Origin of the sequence: Citrobacter sp. KTE151 (assembly GCF_000398845.1) — a bacterium.
GTDB classification, from domain to species: Bacteria; Pseudomonadota; Gammaproteobacteria; order Enterobacterales; family Enterobacteriaceae; genus Citrobacter; species Citrobacter braakii.
Genome location: NZ_KB976065.1, coordinates 755,763 through 781,161 on the forward strand (window position 1 = coordinate 755,763; position 25,399 = coordinate 781,161).

Below are 25,399 nucleotides of genomic sequence, written 5' to 3' on the forward strand. Positions count from 1 at the left end.
TCAGAGCGCCTGGGTGAAAGTACGTGAAATAACATCCTGCTGCTGTTCACGGGTCAACGCGTTGAAGCGCACCGCATAGCCAGACACGCGGATCGTCAGGTTCGGATAGTTTTCCGGGTGCTCAATGGCATCCATCAACATTTCACGGTTCATAACGTTAACGTTCAGATGCTGCCCCCCTTCCACATGCGCTTCATGGTGGAAGTAACCGTCCAGCAGACCAACCAGGTTGGTTTTACGCACCCCATCTTCTTTGCCCAGTGCAGCCGGCACAATGGAGAAGGTGTACGAGATACCGTCTTTGGCATAGGTAAACGGCAGTTTGGCCACCGAGGTTAACGACGCAACCGCGCCTTTACGATCGCGGCCGTGCATCGGATTAGCCCCTGGCGCAAACGGCGTACCTGCGCGACGTCCGTCCGGTGTGTTACCGGTTTTCTGTCCGTACACCACGTTGGAGGTGATGGTCAGGATGGACTGCGTCGGCACTGCGTTACGGTAGGTTGGCAACACCTTAATTTTCTTCATGAAGCGTTCGACCAGGTCGCAGGCAATGCTGTCTACTCGCTCGTCGTTGTTGCCGTATTGCGGATAGTCGCCTTCGATTTCGAAATCGACAGCCAGACCGTTTTCATCACGAATCGGTTTCACGCGGGCGTATTTGATAGCCGACAGAGAATCCGCCGCCACGGACAGACCCGCCATACCACAAGCCATCGTGCGATAGACATCACGATCGTGCAGCGCCATCAGCGAAGCTTCATAGCTGTACTTGTCGTGCATATAGTGGATGATGTTCAGCGCGCTGATGTACTGCACGGCCAGCCAGTCCATAAAGTGGTCCAGGCTCTCCATCACCGTATCGTAATCCAGCACGTCATCCATCAGCGGTGCCGTTTTCGGCCCAACCTGAATTTTCAGCTTCTCATCCACGCCGCCGTTGATTGCGTACAGCAACGTTTTGGCGAGGTTGGCACGCGCACCGAAGAACTGCATTTGTTTGCCGATAACCATCGGGCTTACGCAGCAGGCAATGGCATAGTCATCGCTGTCAAAGTCGGCACGCATCAAATCGTCGTTTTCATACTGCAAAGACGAGGTGATGATAGACACCTGGGCGGCGTACTTTTTGAAGGCAATCGGCAGCGCTTCAGACCACAGCACCGTCAGGTTCGGCTCAGGCGCCGGTCCCATAGTGTGCAGCGTATGCAGGTAGCGGAACGAGTTTTTCGTTACCAGCGTGCGGCCATCCAGCCCCATGCCGCCGATAACTTCAGTCGCCCAGATAGGGTCGCCTGAGAACAGGGTGTCGAATTCCGGCGTGCGCAGGAAGCGCACCATACGGATCTTCATAATGAAGTGGTCGATCAGCTCCTGCGCCTGCTGCTCGTTTAAGATTCCCGCTTTAAAATCGCGCTCAATGTAGATGTCGAGGAACGATGCGGTACGGCCCAGCGACATTGCGCCGCCGTTCTGAGATTTCACCGCAGCCAGGTAAGCAAAGTAAACCCACTGCACCGCTTCCTGCGCATTACGCGCCGGACGGGAGATATCGCAGCCGTACTTCGCTGCCATTTCCTGCATCTGCAGCAGGGCGCGACGGTGCTCAGACAGCTCTTCGCGCAGGCGAATCGTGGCTTCAAGATTCTGGCCCCACTCCAGGTTCGACTGGAGATCGGCAAACTGCAGTTCACGCTCGCGTACCAGGTAGCGGATACCGTACAGCGCGACGCGGCGATAGTCGCCGATGATACGACCACGGCCATAGCCATCCGGCAGACCGGTCAGCACGCCGGATTTACGGCAGCGCAGCATATCCGGAGAGTAGGCGTCGAATACGCCCTGGTTATGGGTTTTACGCAGTTCAGTAAACTGGTATTCAAAATCAGCATCCATCTCACGACCATAAGCATCAAAAGAGCTTTTGATCATGTTGATGCCGCCAAACGGATGCAGAGCGCGCTTGAGCGGCTTATCCGTTTGCAGACCGACGATTTTTTCCAGTTCTTGTTCAATATAACCCGCATCATGTGCGGTTATCGTGGTGGCAATATTGGTATCGAAATCAACCGGCGCGTGCGTCGAGTTTTCAATACGGATGCCCGCCATAACTTTTTCCCACAATGCAGTGGTCGCTGGCGTTGCTTCGGCGAGGAAAGATTCATCCCCTTCATAAGGCGTATAGTTGTGCTGAATAAAATCACGGACATTAATTTCTTCTTTCCAGTCCGTACCTTTAAAGCCATTCCAGGCTTCGGCATACAGCATATCGCTGGTATCGATATTTACCTTCATGAAAAATAATCTCTCTGCTGAAAATTAATTATGCAAATTCTACTGGTATATTAATTTTGCCTAACGCAATGGCATCACGCGCAATCATTTTCTCTTCATTTGTGGGGATAACCGCACAAATAACACGAGCATCTTTATTAGAGATAATTCTTTCGCCATGGGAATTTGGCAGGCTATTCATCTCGCTGTCGATATTCACCCCTAAAACGGCGAGATGCTCGATAACCAGACGACGAATTAATACCGAGTTCTCACCTATTCCACCGGTGAAAATAATCCCATCAAGACGATGCAGCGAAGCGGCATGTCCGGCGATATGGCGCGCGATACGATGCACAAACGTTTTAATCGCCAACTGCGCACGCTCATGTCCCTCGTGCCAGGCTTTTTCTAACGTACGTAAGTCAGAGGACAAACCGGAAATACCCAGTAAACCGGACTCTTTATTCACAACGCGCTCAAGGTCGCTCAGCGTCTGGTTGGTTTCGCTGGCAATCCACGCCATGGCGCCGAAATCGACGTCACCGCTGCGTGTGCCCATCATCAACCCTTCCAACGGCGTCATGCCCATTGAGGTATCAACGCTCTGCCCGTTACGCACCGCGCAGATTGACGCGCCGTTCCCCAGGTGAGCCACAACCAGACCGGAGTCATCACTCTGCAGCTCAAGAAGCTCATGCGCTCGCTGAGATACATAGCGGTGCGACGTGCCGTGGAAGCCATAACGACGAACGCCTAACTCCTCAAAATATTTCCACGGTAGACCGTAAAGATAGGCCTCAGGGGCCATCGTCTGGTGGAAGCTGGTATCAAATACCGCAACCTGCTGCACGCCTGGGAAAAGGTGCTGTGCGGATTCAATCCCACTGAGGTTCGCATAATTATGTAACGGTGCTAAAGGCGATACCCGGCGAATATTATCGATAACGTCGTCAGTAATAATTGCTGATTCGGTAAAGATATTTCCACCGTGGGCAATGCGGTGGCCAATTAAGGCCACGCTGTCCATTAAATTACGTTTTTCCAGTTCAACGGCGATTGCTTTTAATGCGTCTTCGTAGCTGTGGTGAGCCAGCTTAGCTGGCTCTCCTCCATTAATTGCTATGAACGCATTTTCAGAGTTAATACCGTCCGCGATTCCCGCCATTAAAACTTCACAGTTCGCTGCATCCAGCACTGAGAATTTAATGGAAGACGAACCACAGTTAATAACCAGTACTACCGGAAACTCATTCATTTCACTACTCCGCTCATCCTGAGCTTAAGGATTAAAACAGTTTGTAGACAATGTTCAGGATAGTCAGCAGACCAATCACGGTAACAAACACGTTATCCAGACGGCCACGGTATTTCGCCAGTGACGGCGCTTTACGGATGGCATACATCGGCAGCAGGCAGAGCAGAGAGGCAATAATCGGCGCGCCCATTGCTTCAATCAGGTCCAGGATGTTCGGGTTGGCGTAAGCCACAACCCAGGTGGAGCCCATGATGAAGATCATGCTGATGGTATTAAGTTTGCCAGCGGAAACCTTAGTTTTATCGCCTTTGTAACCAAACTTCAGCACCAGACCGTTCAGACCTTCCAGCGTGCCCAGGTAGTGGCCGAAGAAAGATTTGAAGATAGCAACCAGTGCGATGATTGAAGCGCCGTACTCCAGAACGGTCGCGAAGGTGGACTTCGAACCGGACAGTGAAGCGAAGTGGTTCGCCAGGTAAGACAGTACTGGAATGTTCTGCGCTTTCGCATCCGCCATGTTTGCCGGAGAGAGCGTGAACAGGCAGCTAAAGGCAAAGAACATCACCACGGCAACCATCAGCATACTGGCGCGAGAGATGATTTTTGAACATTTCTGTTCGGTAAATTCGCGACCGTAATCTTTCTCATACTCTTCACGTTTAGAGACCACGAAGGAAGAAACGATAGGTGAGAAGTTGAAAGAGAACACCATGATGGAAATACCCAGCCACACGGTAACCAGGATGCCGTCATGGCCAGTCAGAGCGATATTGCTGAGATCAACCTGATCGATAACCGCAGAGTTCCAGTAAGGAATCAGAGACAGAGAGATCAGCACCAGGCTGGCAATAAACGGCCATACCAGGTAGCTCATCACTTTAACCATCAGATCCTTACCAAACCAGATGACGAATGCCATCAGCAGCAGCAGGAACAGTGCCACGAAGCCACGGTTTAACGCTGGCATCTGCAACTGGTTTTCCCAAAAGGTCATAAAGGTGTTGGTAATGGTGACGCCATAAATCCACAGCAGCGGACAAATCGCAAAGAAGTAGAGGAACGTGATAACCACGCCGCCTGTTTTACCAAAGTGCTCTTCAACCGTTTCTGTGATGTTACCGGAAGGGTTAGAACCGGAAAGACACAGGCGTGCCAGCGCACGGTGGCAATAGAAGGCGATGGGGTATGCTAACACCAGCATTATCAGAATGGGGATCAGTCCGCCAAAACCTGCGCGGATAGGGAAGAACAGCACCCCGGCGCCGATGGCTGTACCAAATAAACCCAGTGTCCAGGTGGTGTCCGATTTGCGCCAGGACGACTGTTTTGTCTGGCTGGATACAATGCTATCAGTAGTACTCATATCCTATCCTCAACGAAGTATATTAAGCGTCAACTAAACCAGTAATTTGAGATACACGAGAAAGGTCGATATTACCGCCAGAAATAATGCTGACTGTTTTTCTGTTCTGGATATAGCTATCTAATTTCCCGCTTAATAATGCTGCGCAAGCCAGCGCGCCGGCACCTTCAGTCACAACTTTATTTCGCTGAATTAATGCCACCATGCTGTTGCGAATTTCATCTTCGCTGACCAGGACAATGTCATCCACCAACTCACGAACAATTTCATACGTTAAAGTACCCGGGCGGGAAACGTCACAACCATCCGCCAGGGTGCCGGTCGTTCGGTGCGTGGTTATTTCTCCAGCGTGGAAAGAAGCCGCCATGCCATGAACATTTTCAGACTGTACTCCAATAATTTTAATAGTCGGGTTAATAGATTTAATTGCCACCGCAATACCAGCAATCAGTCCGCCACCGCCAATTGGCACAATCACGTTATCGACATCGTACAGATCTTCCAGAATTTCCAGACCAATAGTGCCCTGACCAGCAATTACTTTCGGGTCATCATATGGCGGAATAAAGATACGGCCTTCAGTTTCCACAATCTCGCTAACCTTAGCGATGGTGTCGTTGAAGTTGTCGCCGTGCAGCACAACCTCTGCGGAATAATCGCAGGTTGCAGCAACTTTAGACTTCGGCGCGCCTTTCGGCATGACCACTTTGCCGTCGATTCCAAGCATGGCGCAGGAGAGAGAAACCCCTTGCGCATGGTTACCTGCAGAGCAAGCCACCACGCCCTTACATCTTTCAGCTTCGGTTAATGAACTGAGCTTGTTAAACGCGCCACGGATTTTAAATGAACCGGTACGCTGCATATTTTCAAACTTGAGGAAAATTTCCCCTTTGCAACGTTCACTAAAATAGTTAGAGCGAGGCATTCCCGTTTTATAAATTTTCCCCGCCAGTCTTTTTTTCGCTTCGAGGATATCTTCAATTGCAACTGGGAGATCGTATGTAATGTGCATTAGAACCTCTTACTAGGGTATTAAAGTAAATAGATAGCCGTGACCATTGTCAGAAATAGACAGATGGCGTTGATTTTGTGTTAAAAAAAATTCAATCTTTAATCAATTTCAATTAATTGCCTTCGTCTCCGACAATTATATGATGAATACTCTTTGGCTAATTCCACCAAAATAGATGCTGCTTTTTTAATTCGATAATTTTTCGACCATACAGCGGCATAACGCGCGACGGGTAAGGTTTCTTCTACCGGGATAGTAATAAACTGGTTTGAGCCAAATGGTGTGGTCATATCGCAGGGAATTACTGTTAAGAAATCAGCATTGAGAACAAGATTATAAATCGTAACGACGGAGTCTGTTTTAACGATGTTTTCACTGCTGATGCCATTATTTTGTAACGTGGTTAGAAGTTCACTGTAGTACCCCATATTCGTTTGTGGCAACACCCACTGTTCGTTTTTCAACGCGCTCAGCGAGGTGATGCCGGTGCATGTTCGGGACTTGCTGGCAACCAGGATGAAGTCTGACTCAAAGAGCGGTTCAACATGCAGATCGTGCAGTTTCATCTCATCACTCAGCGTACCGATCGCGAAGTCCAGACGCCCGTCACGAATCGCAGGTAAGAACGAGGAGAGCTGAGCTTCATACATGGAAACCTGCGCTTTCGGGAACACTTCTTTGAATTTTTTAATCATGCCGGACATGATGGTGAAGGCAATCAGTGAAGGAAAGCCAAACGACACATCAACGACCGCATTGCTCGTCATGCTGTTCATCTCATCAACCATGTTCTTCATTTCACGGGTAATAGATTCAGACCATGAGAGCATAACCTGACCTGCCTGAGTTAATGTCACACCAGTATTTTTGCGTACGACTAACTCAATACCGAAATAAGCTTCTACATCATTAATGATTTTGCTGACAGCCGGTTGAGTTAAACCTAATTCTTTTGCAGCTGAGCCGATAGAACCGCTTCTAATGACTTCCTGAAAGACCACTAAGTGCTGTGTTTTAGGGAGTGTAATAGTATTCATATCGACCTGCGCTAATTACTTTGTTGACGGCAGGAAGTGTACCAAATTAAGCGAACGAGGATATGTGCTACCACTCACAAATCCCCTTGACTTACATTTTGTAAGACTATTATTTAAATTGAAATCACTTAATAATCATATAGATATGAAATATCGATCTCACTTTATCCTGACTTTAATCAAAAAAAGATGGGGGGATAACGATTTTTTATGGCTATAACAACACCATTTCTCCTGCTATTTCTTAAAACCACGAAAGGCTATATTTCAATCAATTACAGAGTAATTACCAGGCAAAACAGTGCTTAAATTTAATAAGCAACTTATCAAATATAATTATATTTTATCGTTTATAGTGGTCAAATAACGTTATGCATCACGTTTTTTAGCCTTATTTGTTTGTAAAGAAACATTGCATTTATTAATATTTAAACCAAAACACACAAAGCACTATCAAATGCAACATTACATTAACAGTGGTTTTGTACGATTTATCAGCCAGTAATTTTGTGATGGCGATCGATTGCGTTCGATTATTCTCGATAAAAACGTATCGCGCAGCGTTTTGTGCTAGTCATCACAAAAAATGAAATATCCCGCAAGACATTCCCTTAGATAAAAGAAGTTTAGCGCGTAAATAAAGGTCAAATAACGATGAAATGAATGGGAAATAAAGGCCAGATTCGTGGTGAACCAACTACAACACGACAGGAAAAACGTCTGCCGGATGGCAGTGTAAACGTCTTATCCGGTCTATAAAGCAAAAAACCTCGCCGAAGCGGGGTTTTTATAAAGAGTGAAGTTGACCGATAAGCCGCGTTCTTTTGAGCATAGCGTCGTGGACAGTCTGCCTATAAAGCAAAAAACCTCGCCGAAGCGGGGTTTTTATAAAGAGGTGAAGCTGACCGATAAGCCGCGTTCTTTTGAGTATAGCGTCGTGGACAGTCTGCCTACAAAGCAAAAACCCCGCCGAAGCGGGGTTTTATAAAGAGGTGAAGCTGACCGATAAGCCGGGTTCTGTCGTGGACAGTCATTCATCTAGGCCAGCAATCGCTCACTGGCTCAAGCAGCCTACCCGGGTTCAGTACGGGCCGTACCTTGTGAACCCCTATTTGGCCTTGCTCCGGGTGGAGTTTACCGTGCCACGGACTGTTACCAGCCGCGCGGTGCGCTCTTACCGCACCCTTTCACCCTTACCTGATCCCACTTGCGTGGGCCATCGGCGGTTTGCTCTCTGTTGCACTGGTCGTGGGTTTCCCCCCCAGGCGTTACCTGGCACCCTGCCCTATGGAGCCCGGACTTTCCTCCCCTCCGCCCGTCTCCCCCGAAGAGGACGACGACGAAGCGGCGACTGTCTGGTCAGCTTCGGCGCGCAGTATAGAGGGTTTGCGGGGCATTGTCACCCCGCACTGCGCATTCCTATCGCCAACGTGGCGGCGATGTTTCTTGAAGCGCGATAAATATTATCAAATGCCCCACGAAAGGCCTCTTCCAGCGTGCTGATGGTGGTTAATACGCTAAACACCGCATCGATACCATATTGATGCACCACCTCCACATCGCGCGTCAGGCTACCGCCAATACCAATTACCGGCTTGTGGTACTTCTTCGCGACATTCGCCACACCCACCGGCACTTTGCCGTGAATGCTCTGGCTGTCAATCCGCCCTTCTCCGGTCACCACCAGCGTACAGTCATGAATATGCTCTTCCAGATTTAGCGCCTGGGTCACAATCTCAATACCACTGCGCAGCTCCGCACCTAAAAAAGCCATTAACGCGGCGCCCATTCCGCCTGCCGCACCTGAGCCAGGAACGTTTTTCACATCAACCCGCAGCGATTTTTTAATGATGTCGGCATAGTGAGACAGATTGCGGTCCAGTTCGATAATGCGTTCTTCCGTCGCCCCTTTCTGCGGGCCAAAAATGCGCGAAGCGCCAGTATCGCCGGTAAGTGGATTGGTCACATCGCAGGCCACGCGAATTGAGCAGGTTTTTAAGCGCGGATCCAGGCCCGTTATATCGATGGTGTTCAAACTCTCCAGGCTTCCACCACCGTTGCCAATCTCTGTCCCGTTGGCGTCGCAGAGTTTCGCCCCCAGAGCCTGCACCATACCCGCGCCGCCGTCGTTGGTCGCACTGCCGCCAATACCAATAATAATGCTCTGCGCACCGCTATCCAGCGCCTGCAAAATCAACTCCCCGGTGCCGCGCGACGTGGTGACTAACGGGTTACGCTTTTCAGGAGGAACTAACGCCAGACCGCTGGCTGCCGCCATTTCGATAAACGCGGTTTTACCATCTCCAGACATGCCCCAGCAGGCATTCACTTTTTCGCCCAGCGGCCCTGTCACCCACGCTGAATGTTCACTCCCCTGCGTAGCGGCAATCATGGCTTCGACCGTTCCTTCACCGCCATCGGCAACCGGGACAGAAACATATTGCGCATCGGGGAAAATTTCCCGAAATCCTTTTTCTATTGCCTGAGCTACCTCGGTGGCAGAAAGGCTTTCTTTATAAGAGTCTGGGGCAATTACGATTTTCATAGTTATGTAGCCTGACAGTGCCGCGCAAGGCAAGAAATACAGGGCGCGCATCCGCGCCCTTCTTGTTAGCGAGTGACTTCCACTTTCGCCAGTTTTTCGTAGTAGCATGCGAGTGCGCTATGATCGGCGGTGCCCAGCCCATCAGCGCGTAGCGCCTGCATCATCTCCATGACTGCAGCAGTCAGCGGTAACTGAGCGCCAACGCCATGAGAGGTATCCAGCGCGTTCGCCAGATCTTTAATATGCAGGTCGATACGGAAACCCGGCTTAAAGTTTCTGTCCATAACCATCGGCGCTTTCGCATCCAGTACGGTGCTTCCCGCCAGCCCACCACGGATCGCCTGATACACCAGATCCGGGTTTACGCCCGCTTTTGTCGCCAGCGTCAGCGCTTCGGACATTGCCGCAATGTTCAGCGCCACAATCACCTGATTCGCCAGCTTGGTGACGTTACCCGCGCCGATATCACCGGTATGTACCACGGAACCTGCCATCGCCTTCATCAGATCGTAATATTTGTCAAAAATCGCTTTATCACCGCCAACCATCACCGACAGAGTACCGTCGATAGCTTTCGGTTCGCCGCCGCTTACCGGCGCGTCCAGCATATCCACGCCTTTCGCTTTCAGCGCGTCGCTGATTTCACGGCTGGCTAACGGCGCGATGGAGCTCATGTCGATCAGCACTGTCCCCGGTTTCGCCCCTTCAATAATGCCGCCCTCTCCCAGCGCCACTTCTTTCACATGCGGAGAATTCGGCAGCATGGTGATGATCACATCGCACTGCTCGGCAATATCTTTCGCCGTGGCGGCGGTTTCTGCGCCTGCGGCAATCACTTCCGCAATGGATTCCGGGTTACGGTCAGCAACCACCAGCGAGTAACCTGCCTTGAGGAGGTTTTTACTCATTGGTTTACCCATAATACCGAGGCCAATAAAACCAACTTTCATTGTCATGTCTTTATCTCTCTCTACTGTCGAGGGGGGTTATTTCTTAAAAGAATCAGCCAATTTTTGCGTGGCTGAACGGAACACGCCAAGATCGCTGCCAACGGCAACAAACGTCGCGCCCCACTCCAGATAACGACGCGCATCCGCCTCTACCGGGGCCAGAATGCCGCTTGGTTTGCCGTGTGCTTTCGCGCGGGCAAAAATATGCTGAATAGCTTTCTGCACATCAGGGTGTGACGCATTGCCGAGGTGGCCTAACGCCGCAGCCAGATCGCTCGGGCCGACGAAGACCCCGTCGACGCCTTCTGTCGCCGCGATTGCGTCAACGTTATCAACGCCCTGCTGACTTTCGATCTGCACGATGATGGTGATGTTCTTATTCGACTGCGCAAAGTAGTCCGGTACGGTGCCAAACATATTGGCGCGATGGGATACGGACACGCCGCGAATACCTTCCGGCGGATAGCGGGTCGACGCCACGGCGTTCACCGCCTCTTCCTCCGTCTCCACGAACGGGATCAGGAAGTTGTAAAATCCGATATCCAGCAGGCGTTTGATAATTACCGGCTCGTTGGTCGGTACGCGCACTACCGGCGCGCTGGCGCTGCCTTTCAGCGCCATCAATTGCGGGATAAACGTCGATATGTCGTTCGGCGCGTGTTCGCCGTCCAGCACCAGCCAGTCAAAACCCGCCAGGCCTAAAACTTCGGTACTGATTGGGCTGGCTAATGCAGACCAGCAGCCAATCTGAATCTGTTGCGCCGCGAGAGCCGCTTTAAACTTATTCGGAAAAATCGTGTTATTCATCGCTTACACCTTTGTTTATTTCTGCAATTCCATACGTTTAATGTCACCGACAATAAACAGGTAGCAAACCATTGCCATCAGCGCCGAGCACCCTACAAACATCAGCGCAGCATTAAATGAGTGCAGCTCGCTCACCAGATACCCAATCACCAGCGGGGTGACGATGGAAGCCACATTGCCAAATACGTTAAATACCCCACCGCACAGACCGACAATCTCTTTCGGCGCAGTATCGGAAATCACCGGCCATCCCAGCGCCCCGAAGCCTTTACCGAAGAACGCCAGCGCCATCAGCGCCACCACCAGGGTGGTGTTATCGGTGTAGTTACACAGAATAATGGTCGAGGCGAGCAGCATTCCGAGCACAATCGGCAGCTTACGTGCCAGAGTGATGCTGAAGCCACGTTTAATCAGATAATCAGAGAACACGCCGCCGAGTACGCCACCGGCAAATCCGCACAGCGCAGGAATCGAAGCCACCAGGCCCACTTTCAGGATCGACATGCCTTTTTCCTGTACCAGGTAAATCGGGAACCAGGTGAGGAAAAACCAGGTAATTGTGTTGATAAAATACTGTCCGAAGAACACGCCGAGCATCATACGGTTAGTGAGCAACTGATTGATATAATGCAATTTAGGACCGCCTGACTTCACATCACCCGGCTTTTTATGGTCCATATCCACGACCGCGCCGTTTTCAGAGATAAACTTCAGCTCTTCTTGCGACATACGCGGGTGATCGGTTGGGTTATGAATAAACTTTACCCACAGTCCGGTGAGCACAAAACCAATCACGCCCATCACGGTAAAGACATGTTCCCAGCCCCAGGCGAAGGTCAGCCAGCCCAGCAGCGGCGAAAACAGCGCCAGAGAGAAATACTGTGCTGAGTTAAAAATTGCGGACGCCGTACCGCGCTCTTTCGTCGGGAACCAGGCCGCCACGATACGGGCATTCGCCGGGAAGGACGGCGCTTCCGAGAAGCCCAGCATAAAGCGCATGATGAACATTGAAATACCCGCCCAGGCCAGCGGGAACATGTCTACAAAGCCCTGCAGGAAGGTAAACAGCGACCAGAAGAACAGGCTGTAGGTGTAGACTTTCTTTGAACCGAACTTATCCAGCAGCCAGCCACCGGGGATTTGCATTAACAGGTAAGCCCAGCCGAAAGCGGAGAAAATGTACCCCATTGAGATGGCACTGAGCTGTAACTCTTTCGCCACTTCCGTGCCGGCAATTGACAGCGTTGCACGGTCCGCATAGTTAACGGCTGTAACGATAAATATTATCAGCAATATTAAGTAACGGGTGTGCGTGCCTTTCTTTTTCTCGACAACTGTATCCAGAATCATTCTAATTACCTCGGGTACATTAAATTTTTATTATTATTGGGTAGATATTCCTGGTGATAAATTACTGATAATAAGAACGCATAATAATTTATCAGACGCTATGAAGCCGTGATTTAGTATAATCAGCAGCGCAACGTTAATCATTGTGCAAGCGCTCATTAAACATGCGTTATTAAAATAATGTTTTGGGCATATGCACACATGCATGGGCGCTAATGCACACATTTACGTATTGCTACCCCTGGTGGGGCGGCCTTGCTGAGTTTAAGTGATCATCATCACATTCTTGGCGATAAACTCCTGACATTCTTATTTCACGATACCGAATCTTTATTACTTACAATTAGATTCAAAATATAAATATCCACACTATTATCACCACCTTGTTGGAGAATACTGGACAATGGCCGACATCGAAATCAGACAAGAATCGCCAACGGCGTTTTATATTAAAGTTCACGAAACAGATAATGTGGCGATAATTGTCAATGACAATGGTCTGAAAGCTGGGACGCGTTTTCCAGACGGACTGGAACTCATTGAACATATTCCTCAGGGACATAAAGTGGCGCTCCTGGATATTCCTGTTCGCGGCGAAATCGTGCGTTATGGCGAAGTGATAGGCTATGCCGTTCGCGATATCCCACGCGGCAGTTGGATTGATGAATCAATGGTTGAGCTACCCAAGGCCCCGCCGCTGGAGACGCTGCCGCTGGCAACCAAAGTGCCAGAGCCGCTGCCGCCTCTTGAGGGTTACACCTTCGAAGGTTATCGCAATGCGGACGGTAGTGTCGGCACCAAGAATCTGCTCGGTATTTCCACCAGCGTGCACTGCGTGGCGGGCGTGGTGGATTATGTGGTGAAAATCATTGAGCGCGATCTGCTGCCCAAATACCCGAACGTTGACGGCGTGGTCGGACTCAATCATCTGTACGGCTGCGGCGTGGCAATTAATGCCCCAGCCGCCATCGTGCCGATTCGTACCATTCACAATATTGCGCTAAACCCGAACTTTGGCGGTGAAGTGATGGTCATTGGCCTCGGCTGCGAAAAACTGCAGCCAGAGCGCCTGCTGGAAGGCACGCACGACGTGAAAAGTATTCCGGTCGACAGCGCCAGCATCGTCAGCCTGCAGGATGAAAAACATGTTGGCTTTCAATCGATGGTTGCCGATATTTTGCAGGTGGCCGAACGCCATCTGGCAAAACTCAATCAACGCCAGCGTGAGACCTGCCCGGCGTCAGAACTGGTGGTCGGCATGCAGTGCGGCGGCAGCGATGCGTTTTCCGGCGTGACGGCCAACCCGGCGGTCGGTTATGCCTCCGACCTGTTAGTACGCTGCGGCGCCACCGTAATGTTCTCTGAGGTTACCGAAGTGCGCGATGCCATCCATCTTCTGACCCCACGTGCGATTAACGAAGAAGTAGGTAAACGCCTGCTCGAAGAGATGGCCTGGTACGATAACTACCTTGATATGGGCAAAACGGATCGCAGCGCCAACCCTTCTCCTGGCAACAAGAAAGGCGGTCTGGCAAACGTGGTGGAAAAAGCGCTGGGTTCTATTGCCAAGTCTGGCAAGAGCGCGATTGTCGAAGTCTTGTCGCCGGGTCAACGCCCAACCAAACGCGGCCTGATTTACGCGGCTACACCCGCCAGTGATTTTGTCTGCGGTACGCAGCAGGTCGCTTCCGGGATCACCGTGCAGGTGTTCACCACCGGTCGCGGTACGCCGTACGGCCTGATGGCCGTGCCAGTGATAAAAATGGCGACCCGAACCGAGCTGGCCAACCGTTGGTTTGACCTGATGGACATCAACGCAGGCACCATCGCCACCGGGGAAGAAACCATTGAAGACGTGGGTCTGAAACTGTTCGAGTTTATTCTCGACGTCGCCAGCGGGCGTAAGAAAACCTTCTCGGATCAATGGGGACTGCATAACCAACTGGCGGTGTTTAACCCGGCGCCAGTGACCTGATTATTCCAATCAGTGAAATACCAGACGATGTCATCATCATCTGGTATTTCACCCCATCAGCGCCTTGATCTGCGCTAATGTTGACGTACCTTCCATTGGCCCACGCGTCGATATCGCCAACGAGCCTGCCGCATTGGCATGAGCCAGCGCATCCGGAATCGAGTATCCTGCAAGAAACAGGCTGACAAATGTTGCGCCAAAGCAATCACCAGCACCAGTGGGATCGACAACGTCAACCGGATAGCCGGTGACGTGATGCTGCTCCTGCGTAGAATAATAGCAGGCACCGCGAGGACCGCGTTTAATCACAATATGTTTAATTCCCCGAGCAAGCAGGTTTTCGACAATCTGCGGCTCATCGCGTGATTTGCTCAAACCAAAGTAGTCCAGTTCACCATCACTTGGCAGGAAGAAATCGGTGTAATCCAGGATGTATTCAAAAGCCTGTGACATCTCGCGAATATTCAGCATCTCTTTGCGAATGTTCGGATCGAACGAAATGGTTCCTCCGTTCTCTTTAACAATGCTGATGGCTTTACGCACGGCATCAATCAGTCGAAAAGAAAATAGTGAAGATCCCATTATGTGGAAGTGGTTACATTGCCCAAGCAATTTTCCATCAAGATGTTCAGCGCTCAGCAACCCACAGGCGCTGTTAGGTAAATTGAAGATAAAATCACGCTGTGCCTGTGAACGATAGCTAACGAACGCACTGCCTGTGGTGGCATGAGGAAGAACGGAAATACCCTTAACGTTCACACCGTCTCGTCTCAGCCGGGCGATATTCATCTCCCCAAAGGCATCATTGCCAACGCAACTAAACAGCAAAGACTGAAAGCCCAGCTTAGCGACCTGATCGGCAAAGATAGCTGGCGCCCCGCTGGGATACGGTCCCCAAAATTCGCCAGGAGACGAAAAACCCTGATTCTCTTTTTTCGCCAAAAATTCGACGAGTAATTCACCAAGTGTCGCAATAGTCATTTTCATGCGTTGTCCTTCACCTTGCCGGATGCAGGGCGGGATTTATCCAGGTCAGACATTCATTGTTGGTATAGCTGTTGGTCAACCCAACGGCGATAAATCGCGAGTGGTACTCGGCAGCAACAATCTGCGGGGTCACCACCGCACTAAGTGCGCTCAACTTACCGACAGGATATCTTGCTTCACCATAATCTGGACGCTGCGCAATGACCGCCACGCATCGCAGGCTGAGCCTGAGTGATTCCGCCAGTATTCCCGCGGCGCTTTCGCTGGCTACATTCAGAGTGCCATCTTCGCCGACGTGCTCAATCATCACTACGCTACAGGTTGGCTGAAAACGCTGGATCGATTGAATAGCAATTTCGCCTTCCAGTCTCTGTCCGCTACGGTCCAGAGTCCCCCCCAGTAACACAATCTCACCGTCAATATAATCACGCGCAGTAGCCACATGGCCGAGATCGTTGAACGCCAGACGCAGCTCACGAGATTCGCCAAGAAAAGGGAGCGCTTTACGTGGAACGACTCCAGCACCGAGAAAAAGCGAATCTTCATCAGCAACCAGGCGAGCCACCTGCTTAGCCAACTCAAGCTCTGCGCTACGGTCCCACTCCTGCACCAGACTCATATCCTGAGTGACAGATGCTCTAACCGGCTGTGCGGTATAAATCGCCCCGCCAAAAGATCTTTTCAGGTAACCCTGCTGCTCCAGGTAATTGAGATCATTACGGATTGTCACTCCTGAAACAGCTAACATTTCTGCCAGGTCGTCCACTTTGATTTCACCGTTCTTACGAACGATTTCGGCAATGTCCAGACGCCTCTTCAGCAGGCTGGTAGATGGTTTTGCCACAACGTACCCTTTTTATATGACATGTCGGAAGTCTCTTCCGCGCTTTAACTTTCATTTTTAAATTTCCTCTGAGTGATGTCAATTACGCGTCGTTCACGAAGATGCAAAAAACTCAAAACATTTCAGTAATATCAATAAATTAGAAGTATCCTGCTTTTCCTCATTAACTTACAAAAGAAAACAAACAGTCAATAAATAACTTTCATTTTATAAATTTTAATACGGTTTTGTGTAGATGATCACAATAAGATCCATGAATGATCGTTAGATTACTTTCAAAATGAAGGTGTAATATCAAAATTAACTTTAACTTTGAAAGAAAACTATAGAGAGAAACCCATGTTCATCATTTCCAGCAAAAATATGCTTCAGAAAGCGCAACGCGATGGCTACGCGGTACCAGCTTTTAATATCCATAACCTGGAAACCCTGCAGGTCGTTGTCGAAACCGCAGCAGAAATGCGCTCGCCGTTGATCGTGGCAGGTACGCCAGGAACATTCAGCTATGCCGGGACCGGAAATATCGTGGCGATCGCAGGCGATCTGGCTCGCGAGCACAATCTCCCTCTGGCAATTCACCTCGATCATCATGAATCAACGGTCGATATTGAAAGCAAAGTGCTGGCTGGTATCCGTTCCGTGATGATCGACGGCTCTCACTTCCCATTCGAAGAAAACGTAGTGCTAGTGAAAAAAGTGGTCGATTTTTGCCATCGCTACGATACGAGTGCAGAAGCAGAGCTGGGACGTCTGGGCGGCGTGGAAGACGATCTGATCGTCGACAGCAAAGATGCGCTGTACACCAACCCACAACAGGCGCGTGAATTCGTTGCGCGGACCGGTATTGACTCTCTGGCCGTCGCTATTGGCACCGCACATGGACTGTACGCCGCAGAACCCAAGCTCGACTTTAACCGCCTGGCAGAGATCCGCGCACAGGTCGATATCCCGCTTGTGCTGCACGGTGCCTCCGGCCTGCCAGAAAACGATATCCGCAAAGCTATTAGCCTGGGCGTGTGCAAAGTTAATGTCGCGACAGAGTTAAAAATCGCGTTTTCTGATGCGCTAAAACAGTACTTTGCACAAAACCCGAAAGCCAACGACCCGCGCCACTACATGCAGCCAGCAAAACAGGCGATGAAAGCAGTCGTACGCAAAGTGATTCATGTCTGCGGTTGTGAAGGACAGTTGTGAGGGAATGCCGGTGATCTACACGTTAACGCTCAACACCGCGATTGATATGAATATCTTTAGCGATCCTTTACAGCCTGACATTGTTAACCGTACGCGCCATACGGAATATTGCCCAAATGGGAAAGGCGTCAACGTCGCTCTGGTATTAAAACATTTTCAACGACCTGCACATATACTTGGCATTTTTGGTGGTTTTACTGGCCGTTATATTGTGGAAGAGTTACGCAAGAAAAAAATTAGCGTATTTCCTGCGTGGGTCAATGAACCAACAAGAATTAATATTTTTATTAATGATGGTCAACAGGAGTACAAACTGGTCAATCCTGGTTCATATATTCCTGATGACTGTAAGCAGCAAGTATTGAATGAAATATCACGGCTATCTGATGCAGAATATTTAGTTATCAGTGGCAGTTTGCCCCAGGGAATCGAAAGTAACTTTTATGCTGAAATTATGCAGATTTGTCGGCAAAAAGAAATTGCGATTGTACTGGATATTAGTCATCCATCGTTGCGTCAATTACTGGAGTTTAATCCATTATTAATCAAGCCAAACGACGAAGAGGTAAACGCCATTTTCGGGTTAACCGTAACCAATGATGTTCAGGCAAAAAATGCCTTTGCAGAATTACACTCTCTCGGCGCGCAGAATGTTTTACTGACGCTCGGAGCCAAAGGAATGTACTTCTCGAACGGCATTGATAGCTGGTTCTGCTCCGCACCGACTATTGAACTGGTGAGTTCAGCCTGCGCAGGCGATGCTGCGCTTGCTGCATTCTTAAGCCATTGGTTACCCACAGGTGAAGTCGAATATGCTCTGACGCTTGCCAGCGCAACGGGTGCTGATGTAGCAAGTTCAGCCGGGCTGGGCCAACTTGCAGCGATTGATACATTACTTTCTCAAACCCATGTCCGAAAGCTGTAAACAAAAACAAATTAAAGGTCTGCTTATGAAAAAGATCATTGCAGTTACCGGCTGCCCTACCGGTATCGCGCATACTTTTATGGCTGAAGAAGCTTTAAAACATGCAGCTAAGAAAATGTCTGTCGAAATAAAAGTGGAAACGAATGGTGCTAGCGGCGTTGAGAATGTTATTACGCCCACTGATCTTATTGATATCGCGGGAGTGATTATTGCGGCTGATAAAGATGTTTCTCCCGATCGATTTAATGGCTTACCCGTTATTGAAGTCCCGGTAAAAGAAGCCATTCACCATCCTGTTGAACTGATTAACAAGATTCTCAAAGGCGAAACCTCCATTCGAAAAGGAGCCCAAACTATTTCGCAGAATAACACAGAAAAAGAGTCTTTAGGTCGTCAGATTTATAAACACCTGATGAGTGGTGTTTCGAACATGCTGCCATTCGTGGTCGCCGGCGGTATATTGATTGCTATTTCTTTCTTGTGGGGAATTTATTCTGCCGACCCTAAGTCACCGGAATATAATGCCATTGCAGCCATGTTAATGAAGATTGGGCAGCAGGCTTTTTCAATCATGGTTCCCGTCTTTACTGCGTATATCGCTTACTCTATATCCGGAAGGCCTGGAATGGTGGCGGGCTTCGTTGGCGGCTTGCTGGCTAACGCAACGGGCGCAGGGTTTCTCGGTGGCATCATTGCCGGGTTTGCAGCTGGTTATCTGATGCTGTGGGTAAAAAATCGGCTCGACGGTTTGCCTCGTCAGTACGAAGGGCTGAAGTCCATTTTCATCATGCCGCTGATTGGCGTACTGGCTATTGGTGTGCTGATGTCGCTACTCGGACAACCCGTTGCCGCCATCAACAACGGTATGATGAACTGGCTTGCATCATTACAGGAAGCCAATCCTATTCTGCTTGGAATTGTCGTCGGTGCCATGTGCTCGTTCGACTTTGGTGGCCCAGTCAACAAAGCTGCCTACGTTACCGGCACGCTGCTGCTCGGCCAGGGAAACGATTTCTTTATGGCGGGGGTTTCCGCTGCCTGTATAACTCCTCCGCTGGTGATCGCTCTGGCAACCACCTTCTTCCCAAGAGGTTTTAGCGAAGAAGAACGCGCTGCCGGGATGGTGAACTACATTCTTGGCTGTACGCACATCACTGAAGGCGCGATCCCGTTTGCTGCAAAAGATCCTCTACGTGTAATCCCAATGATGATGATCGCGTCAAGTATCTCCGCCGTTCTCAGCTACAGCCTGCATATTCAGGTACCCGCCCCGCATGGCGGTTTCCTGATCCTGCCATTAGTCAGCAAACCCATTGCTTGGGTGCTGTGTATTCTTGCAGGATCCGCATGCGGTGCCATTATGCTGGGATCGTGGAGATTGTGGCTAAATCGCAAACTGTCTGCCGGTTCAGACAACACCACTATTCAGACAGGGGGTCAGAATGCAACTTTGTGAACAGGACATTTTCATCAGTGACGAGCAAATCGATAAAGCCACTGCTCTCCAGCGGGTCTCAGAGAAGTTGGTTGCAGCCGGGAATACGACACCTGAGTATCTGCAAGGTATGCTGGATCGTGAAGCTCAAATCTCCACTTACCTCGGTAACGGTATTGCCATCCCTCACGGCACGCCTGAGACTCGCCACGCCGTACTGAATACTGGCGTGAAAGTCATCATTTTTCGCCAGGGCGTGGCATGGGGGGATGACAACATTGCACATATGGTCACTGGTATTGCAGCGCGTTCAAACGAACATCTTGAGATTCTGCGTCAATTGACCCGCGTATTAAGTGATGACAACGTCCCTCAAGCGTTACAAAAGGCGAAAACACCCTGCGAAGTTTTAACCATTTTAACTGGCACTGATACTGACAATAACCCACAAGAAGAAAGAATTGCAGGTGAACAGGCCACCTTCGTTATTCATAACCCGCATGGCCTGCATGCCAGACCGAGTGCTGTACTGGTCAAATTTATAAAGCAATTTGATTGTGCCGTCACGATTGAAAACCTTGATAACAACACAGGTCCTGTAGATGGTAAAAATCTGATGAAAGTTGTCTCGTTAGGCGCAAAAAATGGTCATCGCATACGGTTCACTGCGCAAGGTGCGGATGCCCAACGGGCTCTACATGAGATTGGGCAACGTATTGGACAAGGATTAGGAGAGATGGTCTCAGTGCCCGTCACCCCACCCCCTGAAGCAGCACGCCAGAAACGAAGTTGGCTATCTCGTTTGTTTAATTAATGTCTGACTAACCTTATCCGCGTCTGGTTTCTTCAGGCGCGGATTGATGCCTAATGCTAAATCGCCTTTCAAACCAACTTTCATAACCCTCCCTTTTCTTTCGAAACTTTCATTTATCAGATCGAAATCACAAAAAAACGTTACGAAACCCTATACTTTATTTCGAAGAAAGCAATCGAAAGACTTCGGAGGAAGTATGTTTATCATCTCAAGCAAAATGATGCTGAAGAAGGCACAGCGAGAAGGCTATGCCGTACCGGCGTTTAACATTCACAACCTGGAGACCTTACAGGTTGTCGTGGAAACAGCAGCCGAACTACGCTCTCCGTTGATCGTCGCCGGCACGCCTGGCACTTTTAGCTATGCCGGTGTCGGTAATATCGTTGCAATCGCCAGTGAACTGGCAAGATGCTGGAACCATCCTCTCGCCATCCATCTCGATCACCATGAAAGCGCCACCGATATTGAAGAGAAAGTCGCTACAGGTATTCGCTCCGTCATGATCGATGGTTCCCATCTGCCGTTTGTCGACAACATTGCGTTAGTTAAACACGTAACGGATTACTGCCACCGCTATGACGTTAGCGTTGAAGCTGAGCTCGGACGGTTGGGTGGACAAGAAGATGACCTAATCGTGGACGGAAAAGATGCGCTTTATACCCACCCAGAACAGGCTCGGGAGTTCGTGGAAAAAACCGGTATCGACTCACTGGCGGTCGCGATTGGCACAGCTCATGGACTGTATAGCACTGAACCTAAACTGGATTTTGAACGGCTAACAGAAATTCGTCAGTCCGTTGATATTCCACTGGTTCTACATGGCGCTTCCGGCCTGCCAGCACATGATATTAAGCGCGCCATCTCTTTAGGGATCTGCAAAGTCAACGTCGCTACCGAACTCAAAATCGCCTTTTCTGGCGCACTCAAAACCTATCTGAATACACATACCAATGCGAATGACCCACGGCATTACATGATGCCAGCAAAAGCCGCCATGAAAGAAGTGGTACGTAAAGTCATTGCCGACTGCGGTTGCGAAGGAAAACTATAAGCAATTGATTAATATGAATTGTATGAATTCTGGCAAAGGTCTGTTTTAAAGCTGGATCACGAAAGCTGCTTTTACCCTTTGCCTTCAATCCAAAAATATTATGAAGATAAACAAAAGATATCGGAGATAGAAGTGAAAGAAATAATCTCTCGTCATAAAGCAGGTGAACATTTAGGTATTTGTTCTGTTTGTTCAGCACATCCGTTGGTCATTGAATCCGCATTACGCTTTGATCTCAATACGGACAGTAAAGTTCTGATCGAAGCTACGTCTAATCAGGTTAATCAGTTTGGTGGCTATACTGGGATGAAACCCGCCGATTTCCGTGATTTTGTCTATGGCATCGCACAAGAAATTGGCTTCCCTCGAGAAAGACTGATCCTGGGGGGCGATCACCTCGGCCCTAACTGCTGGCAAAATGAAGTAGCGGCAGAAGCGATGGAGAAATCCGTAGCCTTGATTAAAGCTTACGTCGCCGCAGGATTCAGCAAAATCCATCTTGATGCTTCAATGTCCTGCGCTGACGATCCGACACCGCTAGACCCGATGGTTGTTGCTCAGCGAGCAGCCATACTTTGCCAGGCAGCAGAATCAACGGCAACCGAAGAACAGAAACGCCAACTGACTTACGTGATTGGCACAGAAGTTCCCGTACCAGGTGGAGAAGCCACCACCATCGGTAGCGTTCATGTCACACGTGAAGAAGATGCCGCCCGGACACTGGAAACCCATCAGGTTGCCTTCAGTGCATTAGGGCTTGAAGAAGCGTTAACGCGCGTAATCGCCATTGTGGTCCAGCCCGGCGTCGAATTCGATCACACTCAAATTATTCACTATCAGCCACAAGCTGCAAAAGCGCTTTCCGCCTGGATCAAAGAGACCCCAATGGTCTACGAAGCGCATTCTACCGATTATCAAACCCGCCAGGCATACCGTGCGCTGGTACGCGATCACTATGCGATTTTGAAAGTAGGTCCAGCACTCACCTTCGCTCTGCGTGAAGCTATTTTTGCCCTTGCGCAAATGGAAAATGAACTGGTATCTCCGGAGCAAAGAAGCCGGGTATTGGAAGTGATTGACGAAGTTATGTTGAATGAACCGGACTACTGGAAAAAATACTATCGCCCAACCTGGAGTCAGGCGATGGTTGATATTCACTTCAGTCTCTCCGACCGTATTCGTTACTACTGGCCGCATCCCCGCATTCGTCAAAGCGTAGAGAAATTAATAACCAATCTTAATGACGTCGCTTTACCACTGGGGCTAATTAGCCAATTTATGCCCGTGCAATTTGAGCGTCTGTCTGAAGGAACGTTAACCGCGACGCCACACAATCTGATTATCGACAAAATTCAGGACGTTCTGCGCGCCTATCGCTTTGGTTGCGCACCAGCACTTGCCTGAAATCAGGAGAATATATGAGCCAACTTTTTGTCCGAACAGGAATTAACTTTAGCTCGTGTCAGCATGCGCTGACACATATTGGGGAGGAGATGCTGACCAAAGGGGTCGTGCACGAAAGCTACCCGCAGGCCCTGATTGAGCGTGAAGCAACCTTTCCAACTGGAATAGCGCTGGAACGTCATGCCGTTGCGATTCCACATTGTGAAGCTGTTCATGCTAAATCTCCTGCTATCTATCTGATTCGCCCGGATACACCGGTCAACTTTCAACAAGCGGATGATGATGAAGAGATCGCCGTCTCTTTAATTATCGCCTTAATCGTTGAGAACCCGACGGCACAACTGAAGCTCCTGCGTCGTCTGTTTAGTGAGCTACAAAACCCGAACACCATTGAAGCATTACTGAATGCGCCCGATGCAGAACTGGCAATGCTCTTTCGGGAAAAAATCCTTGAGTCTGAGCTCTGCGCTCAGATTTGATAACAAACTGATAATAAAAGGAATACCCTATGAAACGTAAAGTAATTGTGGCCTGTGGCGGTGCTGTAGCAACTTCAACAATGGCTGCGGAAGAAATAAAAGAACTCTGTGAAGCCAACAATATTCAACTCGACCTGGTTCAGTGTCGTGTAACAGAAATCGAAACCTATATGGACGGCGCAGACCTCATTTGTACCACGGCTCGCGTTGACCGTACATTTGGCGATATCCCGGTGGTTCACGGCATGCCTTTTGTCTCTGGCGTGGGTATCGAAGCATTGCAGCAAAAAATCCTGACCATCCTCGTGGGGTAACGCCATGTTTAGCGAAATAATGCGTTATATCCTCGATTTAGGTCCAACGGTTATGCTGCCGTTAGTGATCATCATCTTCTCAAAATTGCTGGGAATGAAGCTCGGGGATTGTTTTAAATCTGGTCTGCATATCGGGATTGGGTTTGTCGGCATCGGCCTGGTAATCGGCCTGATGCTGGACTCTATTGGACCTGCCGCAAAAGCAATGGCAGAACAGTTTCAAATCAACCTGCACGTCATCGATGTCGGCTGGCCTGGTTCATCACCGATGACCTGGGCTTCGCAAATTGCGTTAATTGCGATTCCTGTCGCCATTGGGGTGAATATCCTGATGCTGGTTACCCGCATGACCCGTGTGGTGAATGTCGACATCTGGAATATCTGGCATATGACGTTTACCGGCGCCATGTTGCATCTGGCGACCGGTTCATACTGGTTGGGCATCCTCGGTGTGGTTGTTCATGCCGCCTTCGTCTACAAACTGGGCGACTGGTTTGCCAAAGACACGCGCGACTTTTTTGGCCTGGAAGGCATCGCCATTCCACATGGTTCCTCGGCATATCTGGGCCCGATAGCGGTCCTGGTTGATACGATCATTGAAAAAATCCCAGGTCTGAACCGGATTCATTTCAGTGCGGATGATGTACAAAAACGCTTCGGCCCCTTCGGAGAACCCGTCACCGTCGGTTTTGTGATGGGGTTAGTGATCGGCATGCTGGCAGGGTATGACGTTAAAGCTGTGCTCCAACTGGCGGTGAAAACAGCTGCCGTTATGTTGCTCATGCCGCGCGTCATTAAACCGATTATGGATGGACTCACTCCCATTGCAAAGCATGCTCGCAAGCGCCTGCAGGCAAAATTTGGTGGCCAAGAGTTCTTGATTGGTCTGGATCCTGCGCTACTGCTCGGCCATACGTCAGTGGTTTCCGCCAGTCTTATCTTTATCCCGCTGACCATTCTGATTGCCGTTCTGGTACCAGGAAACCAGGTTCTGCCATTCGGCGATCTCGCGACCATTGGTTTCTTTGTCGCCATGGCGGTAGCCGTTCATCAGGGAAACCTTTTCCGCACGCTGATCTCCGGCGTCATCATCATGGGTATCACCCTTTGGATAGCCACGCAAACCATTGGTTTACATACCCAGCTAGCCGCCAATGCGGGCGCATTGAAAGCTGGTGGCATGGTGGCTTCAATGGACCAGGGCGGTTCCCCAATCACCTGGCTGCTAATCCAGCTCTTCACCTGGCAGAACGTGGTGGGTTTCATCATTATCGGTGCTATTTACCTGTTGGGTGTACTGCTGACCTGGCGTCGGGCGCGTAATTTCGTGGCGGCTGAAAAAGCGGCAGCCATAACAGAAAGCCAGACCGCATCTTAATTT

21 protein-coding genes and 1 other RNA gene are annotated in these 25,399 nt (G+C 49.8%); 10 read left to right on the plus strand and 12 right to left on the minus strand.

The window, feature by feature from the left end:
* The 10 genes from pflB to garP form a co-directional block, all read right to left on the minus strand.
* Positions 1 to 2,295 carry a formate C-acetyltransferase gene (gene pflB, locus WC7_RS05120; RefSeq protein ID WP_016154631.1) on the minus strand — a complete coding sequence of 765 codons (2,295 nt, stop codon included), beginning with the start codon at positions 2,293 to 2,295 and terminating at the stop codon, positions 1 to 3.
* 28 nt (positions 2,296 to 2,323) lie between these two features.
* A complete protein-coding gene (gene tdcD, locus WC7_RS05115) occupies positions 2,324 to 3,532 on the minus strand; it encodes a propionate kinase (RefSeq protein ID WP_016154632.1) in 1,209 nt (402 codons plus the stop codon).
* Positions 3,533 to 3,563: 31 nt separating this feature from the next.
* On the minus strand, positions 3,564 to 4,895 hold the full coding sequence (tdcC, locus tag WC7_RS05110) for a threonine/serine transporter TdcC (protein ID WP_016154633.1): 1,332 nt from the start codon (positions 4,893 to 4,895) through the stop codon (positions 3,564 to 3,566).
* A gap of 22 nt (positions 4,896 to 4,917) precedes the next feature.
* On the minus strand, positions 4,918 to 5,907 hold the full coding sequence (gene tdcB / locus WC7_RS05105) for a bifunctional threonine ammonia-lyase/L-serine ammonia-lyase TdcB (protein ID WP_003828594.1): 990 nt from the start codon (positions 5,905 to 5,907) through the stop codon (positions 4,918 to 4,920).
* 98 nt (positions 5,908 to 6,005) lie between these two features.
* A complete protein-coding gene (tdcA, locus tag WC7_RS05100; RefSeq protein WP_003828596.1) occupies positions 6,006 to 6,944 on the minus strand; it encodes a transcriptional regulator TdcA in 939 nt (312 codons plus the stop codon).
* A gap of 990 nt (positions 6,945 to 7,934) precedes the next feature.
* An RNA gene (gene rnpB, locus WC7_RS24895) (RNase P RNA component class A) lies at positions 7,935 to 8,311 on the minus strand.
* A gap of 32 nt (positions 8,312 to 8,343) precedes the next feature.
* Positions 8,344 to 9,489 (minus strand): glycerate 2-kinase, encoded by a 1,146-nt coding sequence (gene garK, locus WC7_RS05095; protein WP_032947182.1) that lies wholly within the window; start codon positions 9,487 to 9,489, stop codon positions 8,344 to 8,346.
* Positions 9,490 to 9,554: 65 nt separating this feature from the next.
* On the minus strand, positions 9,555 to 10,445 hold the full coding sequence (gene garR / locus WC7_RS05090; RefSeq protein WP_016154635.1) for a 2-hydroxy-3-oxopropionate reductase: 891 nt from the start codon (positions 10,443 to 10,445) through the stop codon (positions 9,555 to 9,557).
* Between the two features lie 30 nt (positions 10,446 to 10,475).
* The gene (gene garL / locus WC7_RS05085) at positions 10,476 to 11,246 is read right to left on the minus strand and encodes a 2-dehydro-3-deoxyglucarate aldolase (RefSeq protein WP_005131731.1); all 771 of its coding nucleotides are present in this window, start codon (positions 11,244 to 11,246) and stop codon (positions 10,476 to 10,478) included.
* Between the two features lie 15 nt (positions 11,247 to 11,261).
* The gene (garP, locus tag WC7_RS05080; RefSeq protein ID WP_016154636.1) at positions 11,262 to 12,596 is read right to left on the minus strand and encodes a galactarate/glucarate/glycerate transporter GarP; all 1,335 of its coding nucleotides are present in this window, start codon (positions 12,594 to 12,596) and stop codon (positions 11,262 to 11,264) included.
* 403 nt (positions 12,597 to 12,999) lie between these two features.
* On the opposite strand from garP, the gene garD reads away from it, so the two are divergent.
* Positions 13,000 to 14,571: a galactarate dehydratase gene (gene garD, locus WC7_RS05075; RefSeq protein WP_016154637.1), complete on the plus strand. Its 1,572-nt coding sequence runs from the start codon at positions 13,000 to 13,002 to the stop codon at positions 14,569 to 14,571.
* Between the two features lie 48 nt (positions 14,572 to 14,619).
* Here the strand turns inward: garD and WC7_RS05070 are convergent, their stop codons facing one another.
* Together WC7_RS05070 and WC7_RS05065 are read right to left on the minus strand one after the other, a co-directional pair.
* Positions 14,620 to 15,558, minus strand: a complete 939-nt coding sequence (locus WC7_RS05070; protein WP_016154638.1) for a sugar kinase — start codon at positions 15,556 to 15,558, stop codon at positions 14,620 to 14,622.
* Positions 15,559 to 15,568: 10 nt separating this feature from the next.
* Positions 15,569 to 16,402, minus strand: coding sequence for a DeoR/GlpR family DNA-binding transcription regulator (locus WC7_RS05065; protein ID WP_016154639.1), 834 nt, complete (start codon positions 16,400 to 16,402; stop codon positions 15,569 to 15,571).
* A gap of 339 nt (positions 16,403 to 16,741) precedes the next feature.
* On the opposite strand from WC7_RS05065, the gene WC7_RS05060 reads away from it, so the two are divergent.
* The 9 genes from WC7_RS05060 (at position 16,742) to WC7_RS05020 (ending at position 25,396) form a co-directional block, all read left to right on the plus strand.
* Complete coding sequence (locus WC7_RS05060; RefSeq protein WP_016154640.1) at positions 16,742 to 17,596, plus strand: tagatose bisphosphate family class II aldolase; 855 nt, start codon at positions 16,742 to 16,744, stop codon at positions 17,594 to 17,596.
* A gap of 10 nt (positions 17,597 to 17,606) precedes the next feature.
* Positions 17,607 to 18,521 (plus strand): 1-phosphofructokinase, encoded by a 915-nt coding sequence (pfkB, locus tag WC7_RS05055; protein ID WP_016154641.1) that lies wholly within the window; start codon positions 17,607 to 17,609, stop codon positions 18,519 to 18,521.
* Between the two features lie 25 nt (positions 18,522 to 18,546).
* Positions 18,547 to 19,977: a PTS fructose transporter subunit IIC gene (locus WC7_RS05050; protein WP_016154642.1), complete on the plus strand. Its 1,431-nt coding sequence runs from the start codon at positions 18,547 to 18,549 to the stop codon at positions 19,975 to 19,977.
* A complete protein-coding gene (locus WC7_RS05045; RefSeq protein WP_016154643.1) occupies positions 19,964 to 20,770 on the plus strand; it encodes an HPr family phosphocarrier protein in 807 nt (268 codons plus the stop codon). The genes WC7_RS05050 and WC7_RS05045 overlap by 14 nt, the downstream gene beginning before the upstream one ends.
* A 196-nt stretch (positions 20,771 to 20,966) precedes the next feature.
* The gene (locus WC7_RS05040) at positions 20,967 to 21,821 is read left to right on the plus strand and encodes a tagatose bisphosphate family class II aldolase (protein WP_016154645.1); all 855 of its coding nucleotides are present in this window, start codon (positions 20,967 to 20,969) and stop codon (positions 21,819 to 21,821) included.
* Between the two features lie 132 nt (positions 21,822 to 21,953).
* A complete protein-coding gene (gatZ, locus tag WC7_RS05035; protein ID WP_016154646.1) occupies positions 21,954 to 23,225 on the plus strand; it encodes a tagatose-bisphosphate aldolase subunit GatZ in 1,272 nt (423 codons plus the stop codon).
* Positions 23,226 to 23,239: 14 nt separating this feature from the next.
* A complete protein-coding gene (gene gatA / locus WC7_RS05030) occupies positions 23,240 to 23,704 on the plus strand; it encodes a PTS galactitol transporter subunit IIA (RefSeq protein ID WP_016154647.1) in 465 nt (154 codons plus the stop codon).
* A 29-nt stretch (positions 23,705 to 23,733) separates the two neighbouring features.
* A complete protein-coding gene (gene gatB, locus WC7_RS05025; protein ID WP_003828616.1) occupies positions 23,734 to 24,018 on the plus strand; it encodes a PTS galactitol transporter subunit IIB in 285 nt (94 codons plus the stop codon).
* Positions 24,019 to 24,022: 4 nt separating this feature from the next.
* Positions 24,023 to 25,396: a galactitol-specific PTS transporter subunit IIC gene (locus WC7_RS05020; RefSeq protein ID WP_016154648.1), complete on the plus strand. Its 1,374-nt coding sequence runs from the start codon at positions 24,023 to 24,025 to the stop codon at positions 25,394 to 25,396.
* Positions 25,397 to 25,399 lie beyond the last annotated feature (3 nt).

What these genes read in the sequence shown, in the direction of transcription:
- pflB (WP_016154631.1), bottom strand. Translation starts at nt 2,295, where the DNA reads ATGAAGGTAAATATCGATACCAGCGATATGCTGTATGCCGAAGCCTGG.
- tdcD (WP_016154632.1), bottom strand. Translation starts at nt 3,532, where the DNA reads ATGAATGAGTTTCCGGTAGTACTGGTTATTAACTGTGGTTCGTCTTCC.
- tdcC (WP_016154633.1), bottom strand. Translation starts at nt 4,895, where the DNA reads ATGAGTACTACTGATAGCATTGTATCCAGCCAGACAAAACAGTCGTCC.
- tdcB (WP_003828594.1), bottom strand. Translation starts at nt 5,907, where the DNA reads ATGCACATTACATACGATCTCCCAGTTGCAATTGAAGATATCCTCGAA.
- tdcA (WP_003828596.1), bottom strand. Translation starts at nt 6,944, where the DNA reads ATGAATACTATTACACTCCCTAAAACACAGCACTTAGTGGTCTTTCAG.
- garK (WP_032947182.1), bottom strand. Translation starts at nt 9,489, where the DNA reads ATGAAAATCGTAATTGCCCCAGACTCTTATAAAGAAAGCCTTTCTGCC.
- garR (WP_016154635.1), bottom strand. Translation starts at nt 10,445, where the DNA reads ATGACAATGAAAGTTGGTTTTATTGGCCTCGGTATTATGGGTAAACCA.
- garL (WP_005131731.1), bottom strand. Translation starts at nt 11,246, where the DNA reads ATGAATAACACGATTTTTCCGAATAAGTTTAAAGCGGCTCTCGCGGCG.
- garP (WP_016154636.1), bottom strand. Translation starts at nt 12,596, where the DNA reads ATGATTCTGGATACAGTTGTCGAGAAAAAGAAAGGCACGCACACCCGT.
- garD (WP_016154637.1), top strand. Translation starts at nt 13,000, where the DNA reads ATGGCCGACATCGAAATCAGACAAGAATCGCCAACGGCGTTTTATATT.
- WC7_RS05070 (WP_016154638.1), bottom strand. Translation starts at nt 15,558, where the DNA reads ATGAAAATGACTATTGCGACACTTGGTGAATTACTCGTCGAATTTTTG.
- WC7_RS05060 (WP_016154640.1), top strand. Translation starts at nt 16,742, where the DNA reads ATGTTCATCATTTCCAGCAAAAATATGCTTCAGAAAGCGCAACGCGAT.
- WC7_RS05050 (WP_016154642.1), top strand. Translation starts at nt 18,547, where the DNA reads ATGAAAAAGATCATTGCAGTTACCGGCTGCCCTACCGGTATCGCGCAT.
- WC7_RS05045 (WP_016154643.1), top strand. Translation starts at nt 19,964, where the DNA reads ATGCAACTTTGTGAACAGGACATTTTCATCAGTGACGAGCAAATCGAT.
- WC7_RS05040 (WP_016154645.1), top strand. Translation starts at nt 20,967, where the DNA reads ATGTTTATCATCTCAAGCAAAATGATGCTGAAGAAGGCACAGCGAGAA.
- gatA (WP_016154647.1), top strand. Translation starts at nt 23,240, where the DNA reads ATGAGCCAACTTTTTGTCCGAACAGGAATTAACTTTAGCTCGTGTCAG.
- gatB (WP_003828616.1), top strand. Translation starts at nt 23,734, where the DNA reads ATGAAACGTAAAGTAATTGTGGCCTGTGGCGGTGCTGTAGCAACTTCA.
- WC7_RS05020 (WP_016154648.1), top strand. Translation starts at nt 24,023, where the DNA reads ATGTTTAGCGAAATAATGCGTTATATCCTCGATTTAGGTCCAACGGTT.